24 protein-coding genes and 2 pseudogenes are annotated in these 23,527 nt (G+C 38.5%); 13 read left to right on the top strand and 13 right to left on the bottom strand.

The genetic code is table 11. The features are described 5' to 3' along the window. Positions 1–47 precede the first annotated feature (47 nt). Both ACP8HG_RS00555 and ACP8HG_RS00550 read right to left on the bottom strand, forming a co-directional pair. Positions 48–1,028 (bottom strand): LCP family protein, encoded by a 981-nt coding sequence (locus ACP8HG_RS00555; protein ID WP_438298034.1) that lies wholly within the window; start codon positions 1,026–1,028, stop codon positions 48–50. A 20-nt stretch (positions 1,029–1,048) separates the two neighbouring features. Next, on the bottom strand, positions 1,049–1,702 hold the full coding sequence (locus tag ACP8HG_RS00550) for a DUF1232 domain-containing protein (RefSeq protein WP_067206706.1): 654 nt from the start codon (positions 1,700–1,702) through the stop codon (positions 1,049–1,051). Between the two features lie 237 nt (positions 1,703–1,939). Here ACP8HG_RS00550 and ACP8HG_RS00545 point away from each other — a divergent pair, with 237 nt between their 5' ends. Together ACP8HG_RS00545 and ACP8HG_RS00540 are read left to right on the top strand one after the other, a co-directional pair. After that, complete coding sequence (locus ACP8HG_RS00545; protein ID WP_338653241.1) at positions 1,940–2,521, top strand: branched-chain amino acid aminotransferase; 582 nt, start codon at positions 1,940–1,942, stop codon at positions 2,519–2,521. A gap of 74 nt (positions 2,522–2,595) precedes the next feature. Next, positions 2,596–3,480, top strand: coding sequence for a TRM11 family SAM-dependent methyltransferase (locus tag ACP8HG_RS00540; RefSeq protein WP_338656919.1), 885 nt, complete (start codon positions 2,596–2,598; stop codon positions 3,478–3,480). 68 nt (positions 3,481–3,548) lie between these two features. Here ACP8HG_RS00540 and ACP8HG_RS00535 read toward each other — a convergent pair whose 3' ends face one another. Next, on the bottom strand, positions 3,549–5,096 hold the full coding sequence (locus tag ACP8HG_RS00535; protein WP_438298033.1) for a sensor domain-containing diguanylate cyclase: 1,548 nt from the start codon (positions 5,094–5,096) through the stop codon (positions 3,549–3,551). Between the two features lie 245 nt (positions 5,097–5,341). Between ACP8HG_RS00535 and ACP8HG_RS00530 the strand changes: the two genes are divergently transcribed. Further along, positions 5,342–6,529, top strand: coding sequence for an ABC transporter permease (locus ACP8HG_RS00530; RefSeq protein ID WP_338653243.1), 1,188 nt, complete (start codon positions 5,342–5,344; stop codon positions 6,527–6,529). Positions 6,530–6,849: 320 nt separating this feature from the next. Here ACP8HG_RS00530 and ACP8HG_RS00525 read toward each other — a convergent pair whose 3' ends face one another. After that, a complete protein-coding gene (locus ACP8HG_RS00525; protein ID WP_438298032.1) occupies positions 6,850–8,235 on the bottom strand; it encodes a leucyl aminopeptidase family protein in 1,386 nt (461 codons plus the stop codon). A gap of 332 nt (positions 8,236–8,567) precedes the next feature. Between ACP8HG_RS00525 and ACP8HG_RS00520 the strand changes: the two genes are divergently transcribed. The 3 genes and pseudogenes from ACP8HG_RS00520 to ACP8HG_RS00510 all read left to right on the top strand — a co-directional run. Further along, positions 8,568–9,194: a LysE family transporter gene (locus ACP8HG_RS00520; protein ID WP_067206695.1), complete on the top strand. Its 627-nt coding sequence runs from the start codon at positions 8,568–8,570 to the stop codon at positions 9,192–9,194. A gap of 197 nt (positions 9,195–9,391) precedes the next feature. Continuing rightward, entirely contained in the window at positions 9,392–10,579 is a 1,188-nt protein-coding gene (locus tag ACP8HG_RS00515; RefSeq protein WP_438298031.1) for an MFS transporter, read from the top strand. 124 nt (positions 10,580–10,703) lie between these two features. Next, positions 10,704–10,982, top strand: a pseudogene (locus ACP8HG_RS00510) (LysE family transporter); the annotation flags it as partial. Between the two features lie 90 nt (positions 10,983–11,072). Here the strand turns inward: ACP8HG_RS00510 and ACP8HG_RS00505 are convergent. Beyond that, positions 11,073–11,605, bottom strand: a pseudogene (locus ACP8HG_RS00505) (amino acid permease); the annotation flags it as partial. Positions 11,606–12,068: 463 nt separating this feature from the next. Here ACP8HG_RS00505 and ACP8HG_RS00500 point away from each other — a divergent pair. Next, on the top strand, positions 12,069–12,743 hold the full coding sequence (locus tag ACP8HG_RS00500; protein ID WP_340741633.1) for a DNA alkylation repair protein: 675 nt from the start codon (positions 12,069–12,071) through the stop codon (positions 12,741–12,743). 127 nt (positions 12,744–12,870) lie between these two features. Here ACP8HG_RS00500 and ACP8HG_RS00495 read toward each other — a convergent pair whose 3' ends face one another. Next, complete coding sequence (locus tag ACP8HG_RS00495) at positions 12,871–13,056, bottom strand: gamma-type small acid-soluble spore protein (protein ID WP_438298030.1); 186 nt, start codon at positions 13,054–13,056, stop codon at positions 12,871–12,873. 348 nt (positions 13,057–13,404) lie between these two features. On the opposite strand from ACP8HG_RS00495, the gene ACP8HG_RS00490 reads away from it, so the two are divergent. The 3 genes from ACP8HG_RS00490 (at position 13,405) to ACP8HG_RS00480 (ending at position 15,255) form a co-directional block, all read left to right on the top strand. Beyond that, a complete protein-coding gene (locus tag ACP8HG_RS00490; RefSeq protein ID WP_340765795.1) occupies positions 13,405–13,728 on the top strand; it encodes a PadR family transcriptional regulator in 324 nt (107 codons plus the stop codon). Then, positions 13,721–14,749, top strand: coding sequence for a DUF4097 family beta strand repeat-containing protein (locus tag ACP8HG_RS00485; protein ID WP_342537726.1), 1,029 nt, complete (start codon positions 13,721–13,723; stop codon positions 14,747–14,749). The genes ACP8HG_RS00490 and ACP8HG_RS00485 overlap by 8 nt, the downstream gene beginning before the upstream one ends. A 371-nt stretch (positions 14,750–15,120) precedes the next feature. Continuing rightward, entirely contained in the window at positions 15,121–15,255 is a 135-nt protein-coding gene (locus tag ACP8HG_RS00480) for a hypothetical protein (RefSeq protein WP_438298029.1), read from the top strand. 125 nt (positions 15,256–15,380) lie between these two features. On the opposite strand, the gene ACP8HG_RS00475 is transcribed toward ACP8HG_RS00480, so the two are convergent. After that, positions 15,381–15,884 carry a DinB family protein gene (locus tag ACP8HG_RS00475; RefSeq protein WP_438298028.1) on the bottom strand — a complete coding sequence of 168 codons (504 nt, stop codon included), beginning with the start codon at positions 15,882–15,884 and terminating at the stop codon, positions 15,381–15,383. A gap of 234 nt (positions 15,885–16,118) precedes the next feature. On the opposite strand from ACP8HG_RS00475, the gene ACP8HG_RS00470 reads away from it, so the two are divergent. Continuing rightward, positions 16,119–17,444 (top strand): M20/M25/M40 family metallo-hydrolase, encoded by a 1,326-nt coding sequence (locus ACP8HG_RS00470; RefSeq protein WP_438298027.1) that lies wholly within the window; start codon positions 16,119–16,121, stop codon positions 17,442–17,444. Positions 17,445–17,504: 60 nt separating this feature from the next. Continuing rightward, positions 17,505–17,951, top strand: a complete 447-nt coding sequence (locus ACP8HG_RS00465) for a YaiI/YqxD family protein (RefSeq protein ID WP_067206672.1) — start codon at positions 17,505–17,507, stop codon at positions 17,949–17,951. 80 nt (positions 17,952–18,031) lie between these two features. On the opposite strand, the gene ACP8HG_RS00460 is transcribed toward ACP8HG_RS00465, so the two are convergent. The 5 genes from ACP8HG_RS00460 to ACP8HG_RS00440 all read right to left on the bottom strand — a co-directional run bounded on the left by ACP8HG_RS00460 (position 18,032) and on the right by ACP8HG_RS00440 (position 21,094). After that, positions 18,032–18,169 (bottom strand): hypothetical protein, encoded by a 138-nt coding sequence (locus ACP8HG_RS00460; RefSeq protein ID WP_187046973.1) that lies wholly within the window; start codon positions 18,167–18,169, stop codon positions 18,032–18,034. A gap of 73 nt (positions 18,170–18,242) precedes the next feature. Continuing rightward, positions 18,243–18,398 carry a hypothetical protein gene (locus ACP8HG_RS00455; protein ID WP_438298026.1) on the bottom strand — a complete coding sequence of 52 codons (156 nt, stop codon included), beginning with the start codon at positions 18,396–18,398 and terminating at the stop codon, positions 18,243–18,245. 400 nt (positions 18,399–18,798) lie between these two features. Then, on the bottom strand, positions 18,799–18,978 hold the full coding sequence (locus tag ACP8HG_RS00450) for a hypothetical protein (RefSeq protein WP_438298025.1): 180 nt from the start codon (positions 18,976–18,978) through the stop codon (positions 18,799–18,801). Positions 18,979–18,987: 9 nt separating this feature from the next. Then, the gene (locus ACP8HG_RS00445; protein ID WP_438298024.1) at positions 18,988–20,577 is read right to left on the bottom strand and encodes a DUF4179 domain-containing protein; all 1,590 of its coding nucleotides are present in this window, start codon (positions 20,575–20,577) and stop codon (positions 18,988–18,990) included. Next, positions 20,567–21,094, bottom strand: coding sequence for an RNA polymerase sigma factor (locus ACP8HG_RS00440; protein ID WP_342537720.1), 528 nt, complete (start codon positions 21,092–21,094; stop codon positions 20,567–20,569). The genes ACP8HG_RS00445 and ACP8HG_RS00440 overlap by 11 nt, the downstream gene beginning before the upstream one ends. A 570-nt stretch (positions 21,095–21,664) precedes the next feature. Here ACP8HG_RS00440 and ACP8HG_RS00435 point away from each other — a divergent pair. Next, positions 21,665–22,120, top strand: coding sequence for a GNAT family N-acetyltransferase (locus ACP8HG_RS00435; RefSeq protein ID WP_438298023.1), 456 nt, complete (start codon positions 21,665–21,667; stop codon positions 22,118–22,120). 367 nt (positions 22,121–22,487) lie between these two features. On the opposite strand, the gene ACP8HG_RS00430 is transcribed toward ACP8HG_RS00435, so the two are convergent. Then, positions 22,488–23,492, bottom strand: coding sequence for an LLM class flavin-dependent oxidoreductase (locus ACP8HG_RS00430; RefSeq protein ID WP_338653269.1), 1,005 nt, complete (start codon positions 23,490–23,492; stop codon positions 22,488–22,490). Between the last annotated feature and the right edge of the window lie 35 nt (positions 23,493–23,527).

Here is a 23,527-nt window from a genome sequence, read left to right as displayed (position 1 = left end):
AATGGCGTACATGTCAGCTGACATGTACGCCATTTTTTGTTCGTTACTTAGTTTTCAGGTTGCTCTTCGACTAATTCAGCATCTACCACTTCGTCCTCTGTCGATAAAAACTGTTGTAATGCCTCTTTGTTTTGCTCGAAATCAATACTTAGAACTTCCCCTGCCGCTACACGCTTCTCTTCAAAAGAGTGTTCAACAGGAATACGTAGCGTCTCTATTTTATCAGTCTTGCCAAGAAGTAAACCTTTACCGATTGTAAGGATTGTTCGATTATCCACATTTGTATTAACGTAAGGCTCCACAACGCCGAGTAACTTAGGCAAGTTTAGTAAACTGTGGATGCTCACAGCTTCATCCTTTAATTTCGACAATGCTTCCTGCTGCCGTTCCACCCGCCCATAATCATTATTTTTATCGTGGCGGAAACGCACATAGCCAAGTAACTGTTCGCCATTTAAAACTTGGTTTCCAGGCTGTAATGTCATTCCAATTCCATGAGACATGGCATAAGGAATATCAACTTCTATCCCATTAGGAGCTACAACGTCTACGATTTTCGAAAATCCAGTAAAGTCAACAATTGCATAGGAATGAATATCAATATCAAAATTTTGCTTAATCGTTTGTCTTACAAGTTCCGGACCTCCAAGTGAAAAGGCAGAATTGATCTTATGACTTCCGTGATTAGGGATATCCACATACGTGTCTCTCATAATAGATACGAGTTTCATCTGATGAGTTGTTTGGTTATAATGAGCAATCATTAACGTATCGGCTCGTGCATCTTCATTTCCCCGCGAGTCACTACCTAATAACAGAACATTAATTTCACCAAATTGTGGATCCGCACCTTCAAATTCATCAAATGACGCGCTGTCATCTTTAAGTGATCCTTCGTTTGCCATAGATAATCCGCTATAGTATTGGACTACTCCGTAAATGATTCCCGCTAACAAAATCAATGTAGTTACTATAAAGAAATTTCTTAGTCCTTTACGTTTCTTATTTCTTCGCTCGCTTCTTTTCATTCAAAAATCCACCTATCGCTTTATTCTATGTTAGTTCTTCCTATTGAATTTGAAGCAAGTTGTACTGCAATCGCATCATCTAAATAACCAATGGCAAATAGGTAGTCAGGGATAGCGTCTAAAGGAATGATAAAATACAATAATGCACTTCCAATTATCGCAAGTTCACTCCGTGTACCCTTCCCCAGACGAAACTTCTTGAATAAGTCCTTCATCTGACAAATAAGTGGCCCGATGCTACCCACACTTTCCAGCTTCTTTCCGAATCCAGTAAGAATATCGTTTTTTCCTTCTACTGTTTGTACATACTGTTGGTACTTTGCTAACTTCTGTTCGATGACGGCTTCAGTTACATTTTGATTTGCCACGTCTGAAGATGCAAAAACCTCCTGAATACTTTCAGCAGATGTACGGTTCTTCAACAAAAAATCTTCCTGCTTCTGTTCAATAGGGTAACCAGCTGCTTCAACAAGATCGACCAAAGGCACTTCTAAACAGTCAGCAAATCGCTCTAAATGTTGCAGGTTCGCTTTTCTTTTACCGTTTATCACTCGTGAAATGGTAGCTGTATCGATTTTGCTAAGTTCACTTAGTTTTCGCATTGACAATGAACGCTCTTTTAATAATTCCCTTAGTAACAAACCAAGAGGCGAATTGATTACGTCTTTAGCCATTATCAATTCTCCTTTCCATGAAACTAACCGAGAATTAGACGCTATGAAGAATTGTATAATTGTGTTGACAATTTGTCAATATAAATAAACCCCATCTTCTTCGACCACTTTTTTAAAAATAGTTGAAGGAAATACGTGTTACAAATTAAAAGCCTAATGAAACAATGTAGGCTATACTAGTAGGTAAGAGGAACAGAGTATAATTCAATTCCTCTCTAGTCAAGGAGCTGATCTGAAATGTTAAAAAAACAGATGGAAAAGTATATTGCTGAAAATACGCTGGATAATAAAATCGAGTTCTTTAATGTGGATAAAGAATATGTCGCCAAACATCAATTGATTGCCGGTGATGTAACCGTTGTAGAGAAAGCGTTTAAATTCAGTACCATAGAGCGGTGCGTGAAAGAGACGGAAAATCTGATACGGGAGGAAGATCAGAACTTTCTAAATGAAAGCATTTCCTACTTAAAAAATCATATGAATGAATTCGTTTACGTAGAATCAAATGCTTTTGAAGTAATCAGAGTCGACGCTGTCGTTCTAGAACTTGATGATGTCTTCGAAACTTATACAGCCCTATTCGGACTAAAATTACAAAAGAAATTCGGGAATGACATGAAGGCATATCTTGACAAGCATTTACATGGAGATGGAGCTAAATATAGTGTGATGTTTTCAAATGAAGACGGGTTATGGGATATGAATTTTGCACTTAATTATATTGAAGGTTTTAGTGAAGATTTATCTTTTGTTGAGGTTTATCAACTGATGTATGACTTTATATTCAAAATGGTTGAGGCCGTTGATGAAGCGCAATGAAGGATGGGAATTAATTGAATGATTTAGGTTTTATTTACACATATACGCAGCACACAGATGAGCATGATTTGTGCATGTTAGAGATGAGATCATTTTTCGGCTTTGATGTCACTTCTACTGTGTTGAGAAGTTCGATTGAAATTGATCCAAGTCGCAGCGCATTTATGAAAGAACGACTGGACATTATGTATGAAGGCGACAATCTTGAGGAAATCTCCCGACAAGTTGAACAATACGATTTAGATGGCTCTACATTTAGAGTCGTCAGTTTGAATACAACGGATCTCGATACGACGAAAAAGATTGGGCATCCGGAGCGTAGGAAAATTGAGCGTGAAATTGGACTACGTGTCAATGGTACTCCCGACTTAGTGAACCCACCTGCAAATACGTTTGGCATTGTTTTATTAGATGGTAAGTGGTATTTTGGGAAGCTTGTTGAAAGTGAGTCGGTCTGGTTCCTACATCAGAAAAAACCGCATATGTACTCTACGGCATTAAGTACACGTGTCGCAAGAGCAGTGGCCAATATTGCGATTCCGCATCCAAAAGGTGTACGAGCCATCGATCCATGTTGCGGCATTGGTACGGTGCTGGTTGAAGCATTGTCGATGGGCATTAATATCGTCGGACGAGATATTAACCCGCGTGTCGTTTTGGGATCAAGAAAGAACATTGCTCACTTTGAGCTAGAAGGCACTGTAGAAATCGGTCCTATTGCAGAAGTCGTTGACGACTATGATGTTGCGATTATTGACATGCCTTATAATCTTTTTACACATATTACTCCTGAAGAACAGCTTGAAATATTGAAGGAAGCACGCCGGTTTACGAAGAAAGTCATCGTAGTGACGATTGAAACAATCGATCACATGCTTGAAGAGGCTGGATTCGTCATTACTGATCGCTGTGTTGCGAAAAAAGGACATTTTCACAGACAAGTGCTTGTCTGTGAATAAAAGGAAAGACCTCGTTTAAAGTAACGAGGTCTTTCCTTTTGTGATTTCACGGGCAAAATCGAGGCTATTTAATTTTCAGATAGCACAACTCTATTCCTTCCATCCACTTTTGCTTGATATAATGCTTTGTCTACTCTGCTGAATAGTTCTAGTATTGATTCCCGATTACTATGATAACTACCGACACCTAATGAAATTGTTATATTATTATTTGTTGGACATATAGTTGACGAGACATTTATACGAAGTCTTTCAGCGATATCCATTGCTTCCTTGACATCCGTTTCAGCTAGCAGGATTACAAACTCTTCCCCACCCAATCTAATACAGACATCGTCGCCCCGTATAATTTCGCTCATTTTTCCAGATAGAAACTTAAGCACTTCATCTCCGATTTGATGGCCATATCGATCATTGACAGCTTTAAAATGGTCGATATCAATCATAATCATAGAAAATGGTCGATTGTCCATAGTCCATTTTGCAGTGATTTTGTCTCCGTACCTGCGATTCTTTAGTCCGGTAAGAGGGTCTGTGTAGGAGCGTTCCTTATAATCCTCAACCCTCTGTTGCTGACTGTTTGCGTATTCGTGAATTGTTTCATTTAACTGCTTAGCCTCAAAATACCATGTTGGAATGTCCGCCGATTCGCCTGTCCTTTCATTTCCTTTCAGATTCGCCGAAAACATCGCCAATTTGCGCAACGGTGACGATAATCTCTCAGTCAATACAATCGTCAACACGAAGAAAAACATGACAAATGGAAGCGCGTAAAGTAACATTTTGTACACCATTCCTGATAAAGGTTTGACGCTTGCTTCATAGGGTGTTTGCGAAACAACTCCCCACTTACTAGACTTTATGTATGTGTAACCAGCAAGATAATCTTTACCTGTTGAGTTCATAATTTTTTGTGCACCGCTTTTATGCAGGAGGATTTTTTGTGTGATTTCATTTTCAAGGACCGTTTCCCCGATTCTTTCAGGGTCCGGATGGTAAATCAGCATCCCTTTATTATCGACCACCCACACATAAGAACCGTCCGTGGAAAAGTGTTCGCCAAGAATATCATGAATAATATTATCTTCCTGCAAATAAATCGTGCCGCTTAAAAAACCGAGGTATTCATTTTTTTCGTTCCACAATGGGGTGGAAATTAGAATAAGCAGTCTGCCGGTTGCAGCTCTGTAAGGCGTAGAGATCAGGTTCTTTCTTTCATATAGTGCTTCTTTGGGACCTTCTGTATCTAGTTTCTTCCCTACTATACCCACTTCCGGCGAGGTGGCAAGTACTACGCCATCTTTGTTAACAACGGAGAGCGAGTTAAAGTTTTTACTACTGCTTATTAAGTCCGCAAGTTTTTCAGTTAACTTTTCAGCATCGTCAATTTCAGCACTCATTTCAGACGCTTTAACTTGCAAATTACTTTGCATTCCTTTAAATACTTCTTCCGTTAGTTGCGACAGCTTCATTGAGTAAACTCTATTAATCTCTAGGGAGTTATTTATTAAATTTTCTTTTGTAACAAAAAATCCAGATAACAACGTGATACTGAGAATACCAATCATCGCAAATGATACGAGAAGCGTTATCCAGAATCGTAATGTTTTGATCATATTTAATACCTCTTTTTTGTTGTATTTCACTTCTATTATTATATCGGTTATTTAGAGAACTGTTGAATTGCTTGGATTATTAACAAAAAATATGTACGGGATTAGGAACCATTTTATTGGTTGTGGATAGACTACGGCTTCCTATATATGGTATACACTCACTTTATAAGATATACTATAGGGATAACTTTGCCTAGTAAATGTCCCTTATAGTATAGTACATATTCGAAAGTCATGGTGATATAATGGAAATTAATTCAATATGGGATAAAAGATTGAAGGAATTTTATGTTGAAATCGTAAAATACTTTTCACTTATTGCAATGGGTGTATTTTATTCCTTTATCATTTTTGGTAGTGTTTTTCTTTATTACTACGTGAAATTTCTTCAATGGTTACCTCCCTTTCTTCCAACCGAAATGATAGCGTCACTAGTAATTACGTTTACTTTTTTGATGACGGACGTTCGTACATTTGTCAAAAAAGCTGATGTCATCTTTTTAATGCCAGCAGAGACAGTGTTATCCTCATATTTTAAAAAATCGATGTTTTATAGCACTTTTATTGATGTAATCAAACTACTAATCATGTTAATAATTATTAGTCCTCTTGTAAAACAGACTGAAATTATTTCGATTACAGTCCTTATTACTTTTTCAGGCTTAATCCTCTTGAATATTCGGCTGACTTGGATTGAACAATGGATGACTACTAAACTTCATAAGTTAATTCACAAAGTCATTCGATTTCTAATATTTTATACTATTATTTATTTGATGTTTACGGGTCTGTGGGTAATTGCAGGAACTTTACTAATTATCAATTCCTTCATTTGGTTCTATGTATTTAATAAGAAAGGAACGGGGCTTAATTGGGACTATTTAATAAGCCAAGAAGAGAAGTCCCTATTAAAGATTTACAAATTTATTAATCTATATATTGATGTCCCCCATCTTCAGCATTCGTTTAAACGCAGGAGGTTCTTGGGTTGGCTAATAAAGAACGTAATAACTTATAAGCAATCTTCTTCTTACACATACTTATTTTCACACTTGTTTATTAGGTATAATGAATTTTATTATTTGTATGCAAGATTAACCTTAATAGGGATTAGCATTCATTTTTTCTTTCCTGCTAATGGCTGGATTATAGCTTTTCCACTGTTATTTTTATCTGGGTACCAGTTACTTCCTTTACAATACTCGATAAATAACAGTTCCCGTATTTATCCCGTATCAATTAAGGCCCTTAAGCAGTCTTTTCAAAAACTACTAATGAACCTATTAATCGTGCAGCTACTTTTTTTCAACTTGGCTTCGTTTAGTCCTAATCCTCTTATAAAAGTGGTTGTAATAATTTTCTCGGAGTTGTTAGTTATATATTGGTTTGTTTACTTTTTTGCATCAAAACGAATTATGAGACAACCTGAATAACTATTTACTTCTAAATTACAGCAGTTACTTCACAAGTATAAGTACAGTAAATCGCACTGAAAAATACAAGAGCCTTTTGGGAGGTGCATATGCTGAATTCACTAATGCACACGTCTCTTGCAATAAAACCAAATTTCACTAAATCCTAATTTTTTTATATTGATTAGTTTCCAGCCTTTCATTCTACCAGGAATAATAGGTAGAAATAGAGGTAATATGTAGATGTTAGTTGTATGAGTACCTATATAATTTGAGCACTACACGGTCAATTTCACAAATAACAAGAAAGTACCCAGCATAATAACTGAGTACTTTCTTTTTTAGTTTGAAACATATGTTGTAAAGTCAGCCAATAGGCGTGCACCGTAGCCTGTCGCAGATTTTGCATAGTATCCTGAAGCACTGTTTTTACTCATCATGCCCGCCATATCAACATGCAACCATTTACTTTCTTTCGGTACAAAACGACGAAGGAATAAGCCTGCCGTAATTGATCCTGCCCCACCTAATGAACTGATGTTGTTCATGTCCGCATAGTCACTGTCAAGCGACTTTTCGTATGCGTCAACTAATGGCATAGGCCAGATGAAATCACCGTTTTGATCGCCGATTTTTTTCATTTGGGCAGAAAGTTCTTCATCTCCGAAAACGCCACCGATTTCAGTGCCGAGTGCATTGACGATTGCGCCTGTGAGCGTTGCGATATCGACGATGTAGTCCGCTTTCCATTCGCCTGCACGAATAAGTGCATCTGCTAAAATGAGGCGTCCTTCTGCATCGGTATTGCCGACTTGCACCGTCAATCCATTTTTGTAGGTAATAACTTCTCCTGGTAAAACTGATGTGTTGTCAGGCATGTTTTCCACAATTGGAATAAGTGCCACGACATTCACTTTCGCGTTCGATTTCGCAAGCAATGTGAGTGCACCAGAAACAGCAGCTGCTCCCCCCATATCCATGCGCATATCACTTAGGTCTTTGCCGCTCTTCAAGCTGATGCCACCTGTATCGAATGTCACGCCTTTACCGACAAGTGCCACAAGCGGTTTCGATGCGTCACCTTTGTAAACTAGTTCAACGAATGAAGGCTTGTAGATACTGCCACGCGCGACTGTCAGGACGCCGTTCATCTTCATTTCCTTAAGCTTTTCTTTATCGAACACATTCACTTCAACGCCAGTACCTTCAAAGTTGTTTTTCAATACTTCCGGGAATGTTTCTGGATTTAAGACGTTTGACAGTTCATTCATCAAGTCGCGTGAGAATGCAGTTGCTGCCGCACGAATCTTCCCTGCTTCAACGAATGGTTTCGCTTCGTCTCCAACTACATGAAGCTTAGTTTGGAATGCTGTGACATCCGATTTATATGTAACAAACTGGTACGCTCCTAGTTCCCATCCTTCTGCAAATGCTGTCAGCACAGATCCTTTATCCAACTTTGTATAGGCGTCCGCAAGAACTTCTGCTTCAACAATTGCTGTTTCGGCTTTTTGAGCGCTTACATCGCGAGCAATATTCCCTGCTGTTGCGCGAACTTTCTCTAGTGTCATATCTTTTTCTTTACACTCTTTCACCACAATATAATGTGTTTCTCCGATTAATAAAGAACTATGCCCCGCCTTTTGATTGGCTACGAATTGTTTGATTGCAGCATTTTCAGAAACAATTGGATCATTTGCGAAAATAACTTTTACTTCATTAGACATATGATTTCCCCCCTGGTAAATTATTTCGACTTCTAAAATAGTTTATCACAAGTTATCCAACTTCAACGAATTATCTTTTTTCGGAAAGCACAAAGCAAAGTGTTCTTTACTAAATCGAGATTTTTCATTGCTTTTAACCAAATCCACTATATAAAGGCTGTCTTTAATCAGATGAACGGAGCCATCGCAACTTAATATTATGTTAATAAAAACGCTTCTAAAGCAGAGAATACAACCTCAAACATTCCATTTGAATTCCCCCCTTTAAATAGTCCTATAAGTCATCGCCTTTGAATAAAATGAAATGACGTCATATTAGTGGAGGGCTATTCATGAATTCAATATTCACCTATATCTTTTTAGGCATATCAATGGCTGCACCAATTGGACCGGTTAAGTCCGTCTTATTAAATACGGGTATTAAAAATGGTTTTTTTCATGCCTGGTTTTTTAGTCTTGGTGCTTTGACAACCGACATCATGTATATGTTCATAGTGTATTTTGGCGTTGGTCAATTTATTGATTCGCCTTTAATGAGAATAATTCTTTGGTCTTTTGGCTGTTTTGTACTGTTGTATACGGGTATAGAAAATTTACTATCGCTACATAAAATTGAAATGAATTTGAAATCCGGTAAAAGAGTCCGACTTAGAAAATCAATACTATCTGGTTTCTTCATGTCATTGTTGAATCCACTGACCATCCTTTTTTGGCTAGGGATATATGGTTCTATACTCGCGAATACGGCTGGAGTCTCTACAGGATATCAAATTATTATAAATAGTATCGCCATTTTGGTTGGCATTATTTTAGTAGATTTTATAATGTCCTTTTTATCCAGCGGAGCTCGTAAATTATTATCCACCAAGCTTTTGAAAATCGTCTCTCTTATTTCATCCATAATAATGATTGGTTTCGGAATCTACTTTGGCATGCAGGCTTTTCAAGCGTTATTTTAATATGCCCTCAAAAGGTTTGATGAGTATGTTCCCTCATTTTTACATAGTACTGTTTAGTAAAAGACTATACAATAAACATCTAACGCATAAAATGAACACACAAGGAGACCATACCTTTATTAGTCAAAAACAGGATTAGTCGAGGTGTGGTAATGGGAAAAAGTACGGTTCAAGTAAGTATATGGTGCACTGTAAGTATGGCTTCAATTCCTCTTATCATGACACTAGGGAATTCCATGCTTATTCCAGTGCTCCCGATACTGGAAGAAAAGGTTGGAATCACATCATTTCAGTCGAGCATGATCATTACAAGCTATTCAGTTGCGGCTATTTTTCTAATACCAGTAGCCGGCTATTTATCAGACCGTTTTGGTAGGAAAATGGTTATATTACCGAGTTTAATCTTCGCTTTAATCGGGGGTCTGATTGCAGGGTTTGCTTCATGGAAAATGGAGGACCCATACACAATGATTATCGTTGGTAGAATCCTGCAGGGAGTAGGGGCGGCTGGAGCCATGCCAATCATTTTGCCACTTGTGGGTGACCTTTATCAAGATGATGATGAAAAAATGAGTTCTTGTTTGGGTATTATCGAAACGTCGAACACGTTTGGAAAAGTATTAAGTCCCATCTTAGGTTCAGTATTTGCCGCTATTTTATGGTTCCTGCCGTTCTTCTCCATTTCAGCGCTTAGTTTAATTTCTTTTGCACTTATCTTTTTCTTTGTTAAAGTCCCCAAAGAAAAAGATGATCCTGTAAAGTTTAAGCAGTTTTTAAGTAACACAAAAAAAGTATTCAAGGTGGAAGGAAAATGGTTGTATACCGTATTCCTTAATGGAGTCCTAGTTATGCTGATATTATTCAGTATGTTATTTTTTCTATCAGAAAACCTTGAAAAAGTTCATGATATAAAGGGCATAAAAAAAGGGTTTGTTTTGGCCATACCGCTTCTGTTACTTTGTATTTCTTCGTTTATTTCCGGTCGAAAAATTAAAGGGGATCTAAAGACCATAAAAAAAGTAATGATTATTTGCTTAATCGCAATGTCCGCCAGCGTTATATTCGTAGGGTTTACAAGTAAAAAACTGATTCTTCTGTTAGCGGTAACGAGTATAGTTGGAATAGCTATTGGTGCATTATTGCCTGCACTCGACGCTATTATTACAGAAAACATAAAAAAAGAGTTAAGAGGCACGGTTTCCTCTTTTTATAGCTCAGCGAGATTTATCGGTGTTGCAGCTGGTCCCCCTATTATGTCACTTGCTATGAAAAATTTTCTCAATGTCAGCTATATTACTGCAGGTGTATTGGGATTCATCCTAATGTTCATTGTCTTTAAGTTCATCAAAGTCGAAGAAATTGAAAAAACGAATAAAATAGCGTAAAAAAAGGACCTAGCAGCGATTGTTGCTAAGTCCTTTTTCAATTAGAATTTCTCCTTTAGATAGTTGTACAGGTCAATCCCTTCGAATAAGATGCATAGATATCATTTTAAGGGAGGACTTTTTCATGAATTCAATAGTTGCCTATATCTTTTTAGGTGTATCCTTGGCTGCGCCAATCGGCCCTGTTAACGCGGCGCAACTAGACACGGGGATTAAAAACGGATTTTTTCATGCTTGGATTTTTGGTATTGGAGCTTTAACAGCTGATGTCTTGTAAATGATTATGGTATATTTCGGGATTGGCCAAATTATTGAGTTCCCTCTTGTAAAAATAATTCTTTGGTCTTTTGGTTGTTTTGTTCTTACATATACGGGTATTGAGGGTTTACTTTCGCTACATAAAATTGAGTTAGCTTAGAAATTCGGTAAAAAGTTCGTCTTAGAAGACGTTCCTTATTACCAGGTTTTTTCATGTCACTTTTGAATCTACTGCAGATTGAGGAATTCCGACCTTTAGATTGCCCTCAATTATCCCTGTCAGCGCTAAAATGGCAATCACAATAAACATAAAAATAGCGGCGATTTTCATTACAGCGTATACATTTTCTAATTTCCGCAAACGGCATAGATCGATGTAAATATCCATAACTAAACGTTAGGAAACCAAAATCTAGACAAGATTGAAATCGCCTTAAGCTGACTGCCAATGATTAATATTTCCGAACACCAGTAAACCCAACCACTACTAAAACCGGCCCAACGTCCATATGCATTTTTGGCATAGGTACGGAATGACCCTTGCTGCGGATCCTTTGCAGACATTTTCGCTAGTGCTTCAAACACGATAAACGTTGCACTTGCAGCCCTGATAACAGAAGGACCTGTCATTTAAATCGCAATACTTGATGCCTGGAAAAAACCTGTACCAATAATGCGACCTACTCCGATAAGGGATAATTGCCACCAAGCAAAATTTGCTGTTTCATTCTTGCCGCCCGACGCCCCCCCATTTCTACACCTCCACATAAAGATAGACTTCCACAAATCAGCGGATTTATTTGTTAACGAAATGATAAAAAAACTTCTATTAATGCAATAGATTCAACTTATTAAAATTATTAGCTTCCCTTAATTTAACACAAGAAAGCATCACTACTACAACAGCCCCGTGATGCGAATGTTACTCGCTTCACAGGACTGTTTTCTATATTAAGCACTTTGTTATTTCATTCCGATTAAATTATTTATTCAAGAAATATCCCTCAATATCATCTATATATTCGGCACTTAACAATTGGAAAGGAAGTGATTTTTTTGTGATTATTACTAGGAACCAGTTTCCAATATCGCTACGTCGCTAGATTCATGTGTCGTACAAATAGATTATTGCAGTTTCTATTGAATTCTAAATTAATAGTGCCAAGTATATAGCATTAAGTTATTCTTTTTGATACGCTTTTCTTAATCACACCGTCAGGAGGTAATTTCATTGAAAACAGTATGGAATCATCAAGGAATTATTGAACTATTTGAAGCCAATCGCAATGAAGAACTAGCTGGACCGATGACGGCCTATCTGAAAAATCATTTCCCTTTCCTCGGTATCAAAAGTCCTAGACGTAAGGAATTATTGAAAGAGCACTTCGCCGAATATACGTTGCCTGTACCTGAGCAGCTGTTTGAAGAAGTGTGGAAACTTTATGAACTGCCGAAGCGGGAGTACCAATATGCAGCAATTGCGCTGATTGAGAAAATGAAAAAGCATTTAACGACAGATGATTTTCCTGCTTTACTTCAATTAATTGAAACGAAATCATGGTGGGATAGCGTGGATTCAATTGCGCCTCACTTTGTAGGTCACATTGTAAAACTTGATCGCGATTATGGTGAAAAAATCATGTTGGAGTGGTCTCTTTCGGACAATATGTGGACAAACCGTTCAGCAATTCTTCATCAATTAAAATTCAAACAACAGACAGATACCGAGCTATTATTCCAGATTATCAAACAGCATTCAGATTCTAAGGAGTTTTTCATCCAAAAAGCGATTGGTTGGGCATTGCGAGAATATGCAAAGACGGATCCAGATCTTGTGAAAGTATTTGTGGAGGATCATCCATTAAAGCCGCTTAGTAAGCGGGAGGCGTTGAAGCATTTTAAGTGACTTCGCTCTTGTCAGTGTAAGTAAACCATCAAAACAAGAAAATCTCCCCTTAAGTTGAAGTTATTTCATCTAAAAAAATGCCAAGTATCCACACCATTAAAAACGGTTCGGTTACCTGGCATCTTTTTTATAGATTTTTCTTTTTTACCTCTTCCATATTAGTATCACTATAAATTGCGGTTCCAGTTCCACCCGTTTTGGCAAGTATTTCTTTCACCTCATTATACGTTAGACCAGATTCTTCATTTTGTCGTTTAACCTCCATAATGTCCGTACCCGCTTCTGTAAATTTATTTTGACTATTACTTTTCATTTGAGAACCTCCAATTATTTTGTCCCCTTATAGTTCCCCAATGAAAGATTTTCACGCAGGCTCTTCCTGCCAACTATGAAATCATTGTCAAATGCCAGGAATATCACCGTTACTTGCCTTCCTCATAAATGCTCGCAATTTTTCCAATTGAGGCAATTCGGATTTACACATTAGTTTGGCTAACACTCAAAATTATATGCGGAAATTGTGTGGGTATGAAAAGTACTTGTATAAATGACAAAACCAGTACCTTGCAATGAATAATACTATATGATATATTGTCGTCAACAAGTACTTTGTATGAGATAGTACTGTCCATTGAACTATAGTGAAAGGAGTGTAAGCGAAGTGAATGTACAATTCAAAAAAGGTGTGCTGAATTTATGCGTGCTTGTTCTTCTTGATAAGCAAGATCGCTATGGCTATGAGCTTGTGCAAAAGATTTCCGATCAAATTGCAATTTCCGAAGGATCTGTTTATCCCCTGTTGCGTCGTTTAACAAAAGAAGGTTATTTCACGACCTATTTGCAGGAATCAACGGAAGGCCCTCCCCGTAAGTATTACACATTGACGGATGCTGGCCGAGAATATCTTCATGAACAGTTAAGCGAATGGAAAAGTTTCACGGATGGCGTGAATACATTAATCGAGGAGGGTGTAAGGAATGACTGAAAACCAATTTATAGTTGAACTTGAAACTGCATTGAACCAACTGCCTGCTGAGGAACGGAATGAAATTATTCAAGATATCCAAGAATACTTCACGAATGGCCGTGAGGATGGAAAATCAGAAAACGACATCGCCACCTCCCTAGGCTCTCCTAGGAAAATTGCTGAAGAATTACTTGAGTCGTCTTCATTTGTGGAAAATAAGGCGGAAATCGTGTCAACGAATGAAATCATTACAATCCAAGATAACCTGTTTTTGAATGTCGATATCAACGTCCAGCATGGCGCACTATTTGTCAGTCCATCTGACAGTTCGATGACGACCGTTGAATTGATTGGTTCTAATGAAAAATTGAAACTAACTGCGGAAGTCGTTGGCGATACATTGTTCATCAGGCTTAAAAGTTTACGCCACTGGTTACTCATGTTCAATTTCAATATGAAAGCAGTGACCCTTAACGTGATTATTCCAATGAAGCTGTATCAATCGATTGCGATGAAGACAGATAATGGACGGATTTCTGCTGAGAAAATACTCTGCAAAAAAGTCAGTGTAAATACCGACAATGGAAAAATCCAATTAAAAGAGATTGCTGCCACTTCGTTGACAGCTGAAACGGATAATGGACGAATTGAAATCGATAAGGTGCAGATCGATCATTTACGAGCGAAAACGGATAACGGGCGAATTGAAATGCGTCATGTCGATGCGGACAGCATTGCAGCTGAGTCTGATAATGGTAGAATCGAGCTCGAACATGTCACGGGTTCCATTGTTGGCAGTACTGATAATGGCCGTATTACACTTCAGACGGACAGCCTTGATCGAAATATTGATTTTCAAACTGATAACGGAAGCATTGTTATTCAATCAACTAGCAAGCCAACAAATGTCTCCATTCATACGAAAACGGGCCATGGTAAAGTCGATGTATTTGGCGAACGCAATTCACGGACGGTCATCGGCACTGGTGAACATACGATTCGTTTGAAGTCGGATAATGGACGGATTACGGTCGGGTGACCATGGATATGATTGGTTGGTGATGGTTTATATTCGCTCGGTGAACTGATGTGGTCGGTGGCAATGGTTTATGATCGCTTTGCTTACGGATTTGCTCGGGGGCAATGGGATATGATCCTTTAGCTTACGGATATGCTCGGGGGCAATGGGATATGATCCTTTAGCTTACGGATATGCTCGGGAGCAATGGCATATGATCGTTTTGCTTACTGATTTGCTCGGGAGCAATGGCATATGATCGTTTTGCTTACGGATTTGCTCGGGAGCAATGGCATATGATCGTTTTGCTTACGGATTTGCTCGGGAGCAATGGCATATGCTCGGGAGGTAATGACATATGATCGTTTTGCTTACGGATATGCTCGAGAGCAATGGCATATGATCGTTTTGCTGACGGATATGCTCGGGAGCAATGGCATATGATCGTTTTGCTTACAGATATGCTCGGGGAGCAATGGCATATGATCGTTTTGCTTACTGATTTGCTCGGGAGCAATGGCATATGATCGTTTTGCTTACGGATATGCTCGGTCTACAACCCTATATGCTCGTTTTCCATGTTAACTAGTTAATCTCAAATAAAAAAAGCTGAGGACACCGATTTCCAGGTGTCCTCAGCTTTTTCATGTCTTTACACGACCGGTGCTTCTCCACCAAATGCTGCCCACTCTTCGCGGGATGGTCCATAGACGCCCGGTACAGGCAAGCCGGCTTGTCTCATGAGTACGGTCATTTGACCGCGGTGATGCGTTTGGTGCGCTGTTAATATACCAAGCACAGTTCCGATCGCCCATTGCTCCCCATACATCTCTTTTAATTCAGCTAACGATTCATCAGTCCACTGTTCTATGATTGCCGCAACCATTGCTTCATTTGTTGAACGGTAAGCCCCAGCAATTTCAACAGCCGATGTTGGTACAGCTGCATCGTGAGGATTTGCTTCGAAATCAAGGCCTGTCCGTGACATCATCTCGCCAAGCGTTGTAACGATATGCCATGCGATTCGGCCAAGGGTACGGTCTTCGGCTGACACTTCTTGATCAAGAGACTTATCAGTTAATGTGTTTAGGATTTTCTGTGTCGATTCACTTTCATGGCCCCAGTTAATAAGAAACTCTTCGATTGTTTTAAACATATATATCCCTCCAAATTTTTCTTTACTCTATAAACCTTTTCGTCACCTGTCGTAATTTCCCCTTCATTATCATAAAAATAGAGGACATGGGCATTCTCCTGCTATTTATAGAACTCGCCGTTTCACTTCCTCTAGTAGCGTTGCTTGCCTGGCTTTGTGAATCCATCCCTGTCACGATTTTAATGTAACTGTATCGTCATGGTATAATTTCCATAATTAGAATGGAGGAATCTTATGACCCGTAAAAAAATGCTGTTCCCATTCCTATTACTAATTTCTATCCTAATGACAGCTTGTTCAGCTAGTTCATCTGGCGTGGAAGGTCCTGGATTTGATAAAGCACAAACTGAATTTATCCAGGAATTAAGTGTTGAAAATATTTTTTCTTCATTAAGTGAATTAACGAAAAACCCCCGAGTAGCTGGCACAAGTTCGGAAATGCAGGCAGCTGCTTTTTTGACTGCGCAATTGAAATCGGAAGGATATGAAGTCGAAGTTCAACCATTTGATTTCGAAAGGTACGTCATACCGGAGTCGCATGGCCTAGTTGTCGAAGGCTTTCCAGGCCCACTCTCTCCTGCCCCATTTCAATATTCAGTTGAGGGTAATGTCGACGGTCAATTGATCGATGCAGGATATGGCTTGAAAAAGGATTACAAAAAAATTGATGTAAAAGGAAAAATTGCGCTTGTCGCTGTTGATAAGACTGCTTTTTATGAACTGGTTTTATCCGCTTCAGAGGCAGGTGCTAAGGCTATTCTTCTCTATTTCCCTGATGAACTGGAAATTGATAACTGGACGCTTGGTAGAGAGCATTTCAAAGACTTCATCCCCGCTCTAGCTCTTACTTATGATGAAGGAACGAAGCTTGTTGAATTTGTGAAAAACGGTACCCCGGTCAGCGCGGCTGTTAAAATTAAAGGAGCCCGTATTGACAAGGCTGCATCACAAAATTTGATTGCCACTAAGCATCCCACTTCCGAAGCGGATGATGACATCATACTAATTGGTGCCCATTATGATTCCGTCGACAAAGCACCCGGTGCGAGTGACAATGCAAGCGGTACAGCAGTTGTCCTTGAACTGGCAAGGATGTTCAAAACGATTCCAACAAATAAAGAAATTCGATTCCTATTTTTTGGTGCTGAAGAAGAAGGATTACACGGTTCAGAAAAGTATGTAAGTACTTTGACGAAAGATGAAATCAAGCGCTCTGCCGCCATGTTCAACTTGGATATGGTTGGCAGTGCCGACGCTGGAGATTTAGCCATACAAACGATAGATGGTTCAGACAATGTAGTTACAAAAGTCGCAAGTAAAGCGAACGAAGCACTAAATGGTGACCCAATCGAGACCGACTTCGGTGATAGAAGCGATCACACACCTTTTCATAATGCAGGAATCGACGCAGCGTTGTTCATTTATGATCCAGTGGAAGAGTGGTATCATACGCCAGAGGACACAATTGAAAAGTTAAGTAAGGCCCGTCTTGTTAACGTCGCCAAAATTGTTGGTACATCGATTTTTGAACTAACCTTTTCAGGTTCAACCAAAGAATAATACAAAACGAGTTCTTTATTCATAAAATCTGGCATACTAAAGATAAAGGGAGGCTGCTTTATGACGACAATTCTAATCGACGCGGATGCGTGTCCGGTTGTGAAAGAAACGATCCGAATAGCGGGGACCTTCGGATTTCGCTGCATCCTTATCTGCGATACGACCCACGAAATGCATCGAGATGGTGCAGAGACTATTATCGTCTCTAAGGGGGCGGATGCAGTTGATTTTGTACTTGTAAATCGTGTACAGAAAGATGATATTGTCGTTACACAAGATTATGGTTTGGCCGCGATGGTGCTTGCAAAAAAAGGGCATCCAATTGACCAAAACGGGCGACTCTATACGGAAGACAATATTGACCAGCTGTTATATGCTCGCCATACCGCCCAGAAAGTTCGAATGGCTGGCGGACGACTACGCGGCCCAAAAAAGCGTTCAAAAGAGAGTGATTTGAAGTTCGAAGAAAGTTTAAAAAAGTTGTGTACGGAACTTGTAGATAAGTAAGAAAAAACCAGTAAGCGTCTTATGAAAAATAGAAAGAGAGCCCAAACCATAATCGGTTGGGCTCTTTTTTGTCAGTATCGTTATTTTTTGTCCCTTATTTCTTCTAAAAGATCTATTACTCGATTGTTTTGCGTTTCAATGGTCTTTAAACTTTTCTCAATTGTGTTTGAAGAAAAAAACACAATCAGTACAAGAGCCACTCCAATAATCAATTCCAATGCTTTTCCCTCATAAAATAGCTCTTTTCATTATTTTTTTCTAGTTACCTCAGTCTAAAGCAATGTCGGCGATTTATATCTTTTTCCTCATTTCATCACGTATTTCTTTCAGGTATTCATTCCTTTGTTTCGCCGTTTTTATAATAGCAAGAACTGCATAAATACCAAATCCTAGAATACCTAAATATATTAATAGTGGTAAAATCCCCAATATCGCTAATGAGTTCACAAATAAACCCCCCTTTATTAATAGCATAACCTATCTAAATAATATTATTATCCATTTCTATATATGTTGAACTAATGAATACGGCGTATGCGCTTTACAAGGGCTTTTGGGAGCCCGCCGAAAAGTTCTATTACTAGAACTCCTACCAATACCGCTTCGGCGCTTTGTGGATGCCTCCCGTGATAAGCCAGAAAGAAGACCACTTTCAGTCTTATCACTCTGGCTACCACGAAGTCGCGCCTTCGCTAGATGGTCTATGTGAGAAAGAGCATTTCATTAGCTGTGATGCAGTCTGCAAGCTGGAGTACGTCTTTCTAGATATAAATAGTATCAACAAGTAATCACTTTATAATCTCGGCATATACATTTCAAAATCACATTTCTCTCGATAATGAACACCCTAGCGCAGGCGCGGCAAAGGCATCAGCAAAGCGCCAAGCCTTCTATAATCCACACCACGAATTAATACTCTCTCCTTATTGAGCGCCACTGTAGATTCAATGGGATTCTTTAATTCAACATATTTAGCAAGACTTTCTTGAAGAATTAACACAGAAAGCTCAAACTTAGATTCCTCCACTTAAAACAATCATTCAAATGAAATCTCAATTATATCATCGTAAAACGTAGTTACTGAATAGCCTTCCATTTCTAGCACAGCGGGAACAAAATCCCCCTCCTTATCATCCCTATACAACTCGATATGATGCTCAGTAGAGAAGAATCTTGGATGTTCAAGTTCATTTAGACGGTGAAAATTTTCATTTATTTTATATTTCCCGCCATGTTTATCAATATAATATCCATCCACGTTTGTGCCACCTGATGACCCCCGACCGTCTTTGTCATAAAAACGATAGTCGAGTCTTTCGTAGACCCTCTTAGGATCTAGCTCCTCAGTCATCTCAATTTTTGTCCGCTCTCCAACTTCAATTTGTTTAATGGATATTTTATTTCCCCCATACTCAAATGTTTGTGGCAACTCTTTTGAAACATCAACGGCAAATTGCGCTTGCTCTTCTATTGAATATGAAGCACTTCCAATGTGAATAAGGACATCTGTTGGTTTTTCAAAATAGAGCGACTCAAATGTTGTTTCCACTGAATTCCAGCCATCTGCACTCCCGCCGCCACCAGAACCAGCCAAGCCTAGTTGATCATACACATGCTTTCCTTTACTTTCGAGACTAGCAATTGTCAGGTATTGTATCTTTCTATTTGGATTTTCATTGCGGTATCGATAAGACAATACCGTTATTGTCGGTGCAATCGTCAGTCTATCAAATATAACCGGATTTCCATCAATTTCAGTTTCAACTTGAAATTCATGTACAATTGCTGGATGTTTCTTAACCGGAATGTCAAAACGCCAATCTCCTTCAATAAATTCATTGGTGCCAATCGATATACTTTGAGAGCCTTCTGTATCTTTAGGAGTATTACTCAATTTCTCAAGCTTGCTAAGCTCCAAATGAATTGTTCCCTCATCAGTAGACATCGGTGCAGCACCTAGTCTGCCTCTATACACATGGTTACTTTCTGAATAGATGCTTAGAGAACTACTGACAGGCGAGTATGAAGGTTCATCTTTACTCACCCAAATTTCATCTTGATTAGTGATTTGCAGGCCTTCGTTGTAATTGATCATATAATTATTGTCCTTCAGTTGATCCTCAATTTCATAATAGATGAGCGTCTGTATGTCATCAGCAACTACACTTGTTATTGTTACCTTCACTCCATTGCTTTCTGCTTCTAAGTTTAGATATTCACCTAAACCATTTTGAACATAGTCCTGCATCTGCTCATTTTGATTGTTACTTAAATCTTTCCACCAATCCATTACACTTGTAAAACTATTCGTTGCAACAGCTGTCCCTACGAATAACGTTAAGAAAAGTGTTGCCACTATTCCCATCGTTGCTCGATGTTTAGATTTCTTTTGCCTGCTTTCCTGAGTGTTAGAAACTGTATTTCTGACATTACGCATAAAATCGTCCGGGACCTGAATTAAATCACTTTCAGAATCAAGGATAACAGCAATCATCTGTAATTCTTTCATGTCCTTTTTGCAGTTTTCACATTCAGTTAAATGCTGTTCAATCTTTTTCCTTGTCAACTCTCCAAGGTTTTCTTCCAAATAATCAATGAAATGCTCTTGAACATCATTACAATCCATGGTCTTCACCGCCTTCGATTGTTTTTCTAAGTATCATAAGACCCCTATACAATCGCGATTTCACAGTCCCTACTGGCAGTTTTAGAATAAGTGCAATTTCCTTCTGGGAGTAACCTTGAAGGTACTTTAATATAATAATTTCCTTATGTATTTCATCCAGTTTATCTAACTCTTCCAATACTACTACCGTTGTTTCAAGTGGGTTATTATCCAACGGTTCTTGCAGACTATTCATCTCTGTTTGTTTCCTTTTTCGGTAAATTGCTCTACATTCATTGATAAATATTGAGGTCACCCAAGTTTCAAAATATCTATCTTCCTTTAATTGTCCAATTTTGTCATGCACTTTAATAATGGTATTGTGAAAAACATCTTCAACATCGTGGTGATTTTTAAGATAGGACCAACCGATTTTATAAAACTTGGATTTTCTTTCATCAAACCAATCTACCACTGCATTCATATCTTGCTTTTTAATCTTTTTGAGTCGTTTAGAATCCAAAATCGATGTGACCACAAACGTCAGGCCCCCTTCCCACATACTGCTTTAGCAATTAGAGTATTTAGCTCTACTAAAAGTTCCATTTCAATTAAATTTCTTTGCTGCCTGCACTCAATATTTTGGGAGAACAGCATCACTTACAGATAAAAGGTCCATTGGTGTAATTTGAGAATTCCCGATAAGGTCTGATTACTTATTATAGAGGTTGATCAGAAGTTCTGTATTATTTAAACAGGATTTTTTGAATGTTTTAAAATACCAGTCATGTAACTCCACTATAGGTCCTATATAAGTTGAAATAAAGATTTCCTTTCAAACCCACTACGGCCCTAGGGGTAGCCTTCGCTCAGTTTATATAGGTATTCATTTATTCAACATTATAATAGTGAAATTTGGATATTTATGATAATTAATATGATATAATCAAAATGCTCACAAATTATCTGATAATTAATAGGGAGAAATAGTAAGAGGAGGCGTTCATTATGACAAACAAAATCACTTTTATTACTGACGACTACAAGGGGATAGCGACTAATTAACAAATTGGTTTAGTGTTTCCCCGAATTTTGAAAGGGGAAAATTATGAGTACAGAGAATGTGAAAATTGTAGAACTAAATGCAGAAAACTGGTATGACTGTTGTGAATTAGAGGTATCAAAAGAACAACAAGAATATATTGAGCCAAATGCAATATCAATAGCTCAATCAAAGTTTGAACTTACGTTAAAGCCATATGCTATTTATGCTGAAGAAAGAGTAGTTGGTTTTTTGATGTACAATTCTGTTCAAGAGGAACTTGATGGTTATTGGGTATATAGAATAATGGTGGATAAGCAATTCCAAGGCAAAGGTATAGGTAAAGCCGCTACTAAACTAATGATATCAGAAATGGCTATATCGCTAAATGCAATAAAAATTGTAGTAGGTTATCATCCAAATAACTTGGGAGCTCATAATTTGTACTCTAGTTTGGGATTTATTGATAATGGTGATAGGTTCGGTAAAGAAATGGCTGTTATCAAATATATAATCAATTAATAAACCAATAAGTATCTTAAATTCCGTCCTAATCGATGTTTCAATTGAAGATAGAAAGAGTATGTTTCGAATAATTCCTTTCAAAACATGCTCTTTCTTTTTGTTTACTTTAAAATTTCTTTCCTTACTTTTATCAAATCAGTTTCACTATTCTTGTCAGATCTAACGGGCTATCTTATACAGTTCCTTAGATTTCAAAAAAACAAAATAAGAGCACCGCCAAAAGGCAGTGCTCGTCTATGCTGGTATCTTAAATTGAAATACATTACTCTCCCTGAATGAAATCCAGCAGCCTATCGACAAGCTTTTTTCATCGTTCTGTCATCTTTTGTACAAGTTATGCGTACGTTGAAGGGTAGACAATCGTTCAGACTAACATTTCCTTAGCAATCAATTCATAGGATTTCAGCTTATCTTGGAAATCGTAAGCAATCATGACAAGCATCACTTCATCCGCATTATATTCTTCTGCAATTTTTTCAATCTCAGCACGGACCTTTTTTGGCGTACCGACAATCATCCGTTTGCGATTTTCGATAACCCGTTGCTGTTCATAATGACTATATGGATAAGTAAGCGCTTTGTCGGGTGAAGGAGTTCCAACTGAGGGCATTCCCTGTTCAAGCATGACCATGGACAAATCAAGTGAAGAGATAATTCGCTCCGCTTCTTCTTCCGTTTCTGCACAGGCGAAGAAGACAGCAACTGCCTGCTTTGGCCTTTGCAAATATGCAGAAGGTTGGAATCTTTTGCGATAGTGATTCGCGTAAGAAGGGCCTCCTTCTCCGTTGATGAACTGTGCAAACATATACGGTAACCCTTTTTCTGCTGCGAGAAGTGCGGAACTTTGGCTTGATCCCAACATCCAAACTGGTGGTGCTTCTTCAATGATGGGCGTTGCTTTCAAGCCTTGATATATGTGCTCTGCTGGCATTGTGTCATTCAAATACATGAGCAAGTCATCCACTTGTCCAGGGAATTTATTGACATCTCGGTAGTTCCCGTCATGCAGTGCATATGTCGCACGCGGCATTCCACCCGGTGCGCGGCCAACCCCAGCATCAATCCGTCCTGGAAAAAGTGCTTCAAGAAGTTTGAAGTTCTCAGCTACTTTATAAGCCGAGTAATGAGGCAACATTACACCACCTGACCCTAAACGGATTGAAGACGTAACAGATGCAAGATGTGAGATGAGTATTTCAGGTGATGACCCAGCAAGCGTCGTTGCGTCATGGTGTTCAGAAACCCAGAACCTTGTATAACCCCATTCCTCAGCTTTTTTTGCAAGTTGTGCTGTGTGTTTTAGCGATTCCACGGCGTTACTGCCTTCGGAAATCGGCGATTGGTCTAAAATGCTTAATTTTATGGACATAAAAGCCCCCCTATCATCATTCCCTCCATTTTACA

The sequence above is a fragment of the Sporosarcina sp. FA15 genome, assembly GCF_051550195.1.
GTDB classification, from domain to species: Bacteria; Bacillota; Bacilli; order Bacillales_A; family Planococcaceae; genus Sporosarcina; species Sporosarcina psychrophila.
Note: the sequence above shows the minus strand (reverse complement) of the source record. Positions and strands in the feature narration are given on the sequence as shown.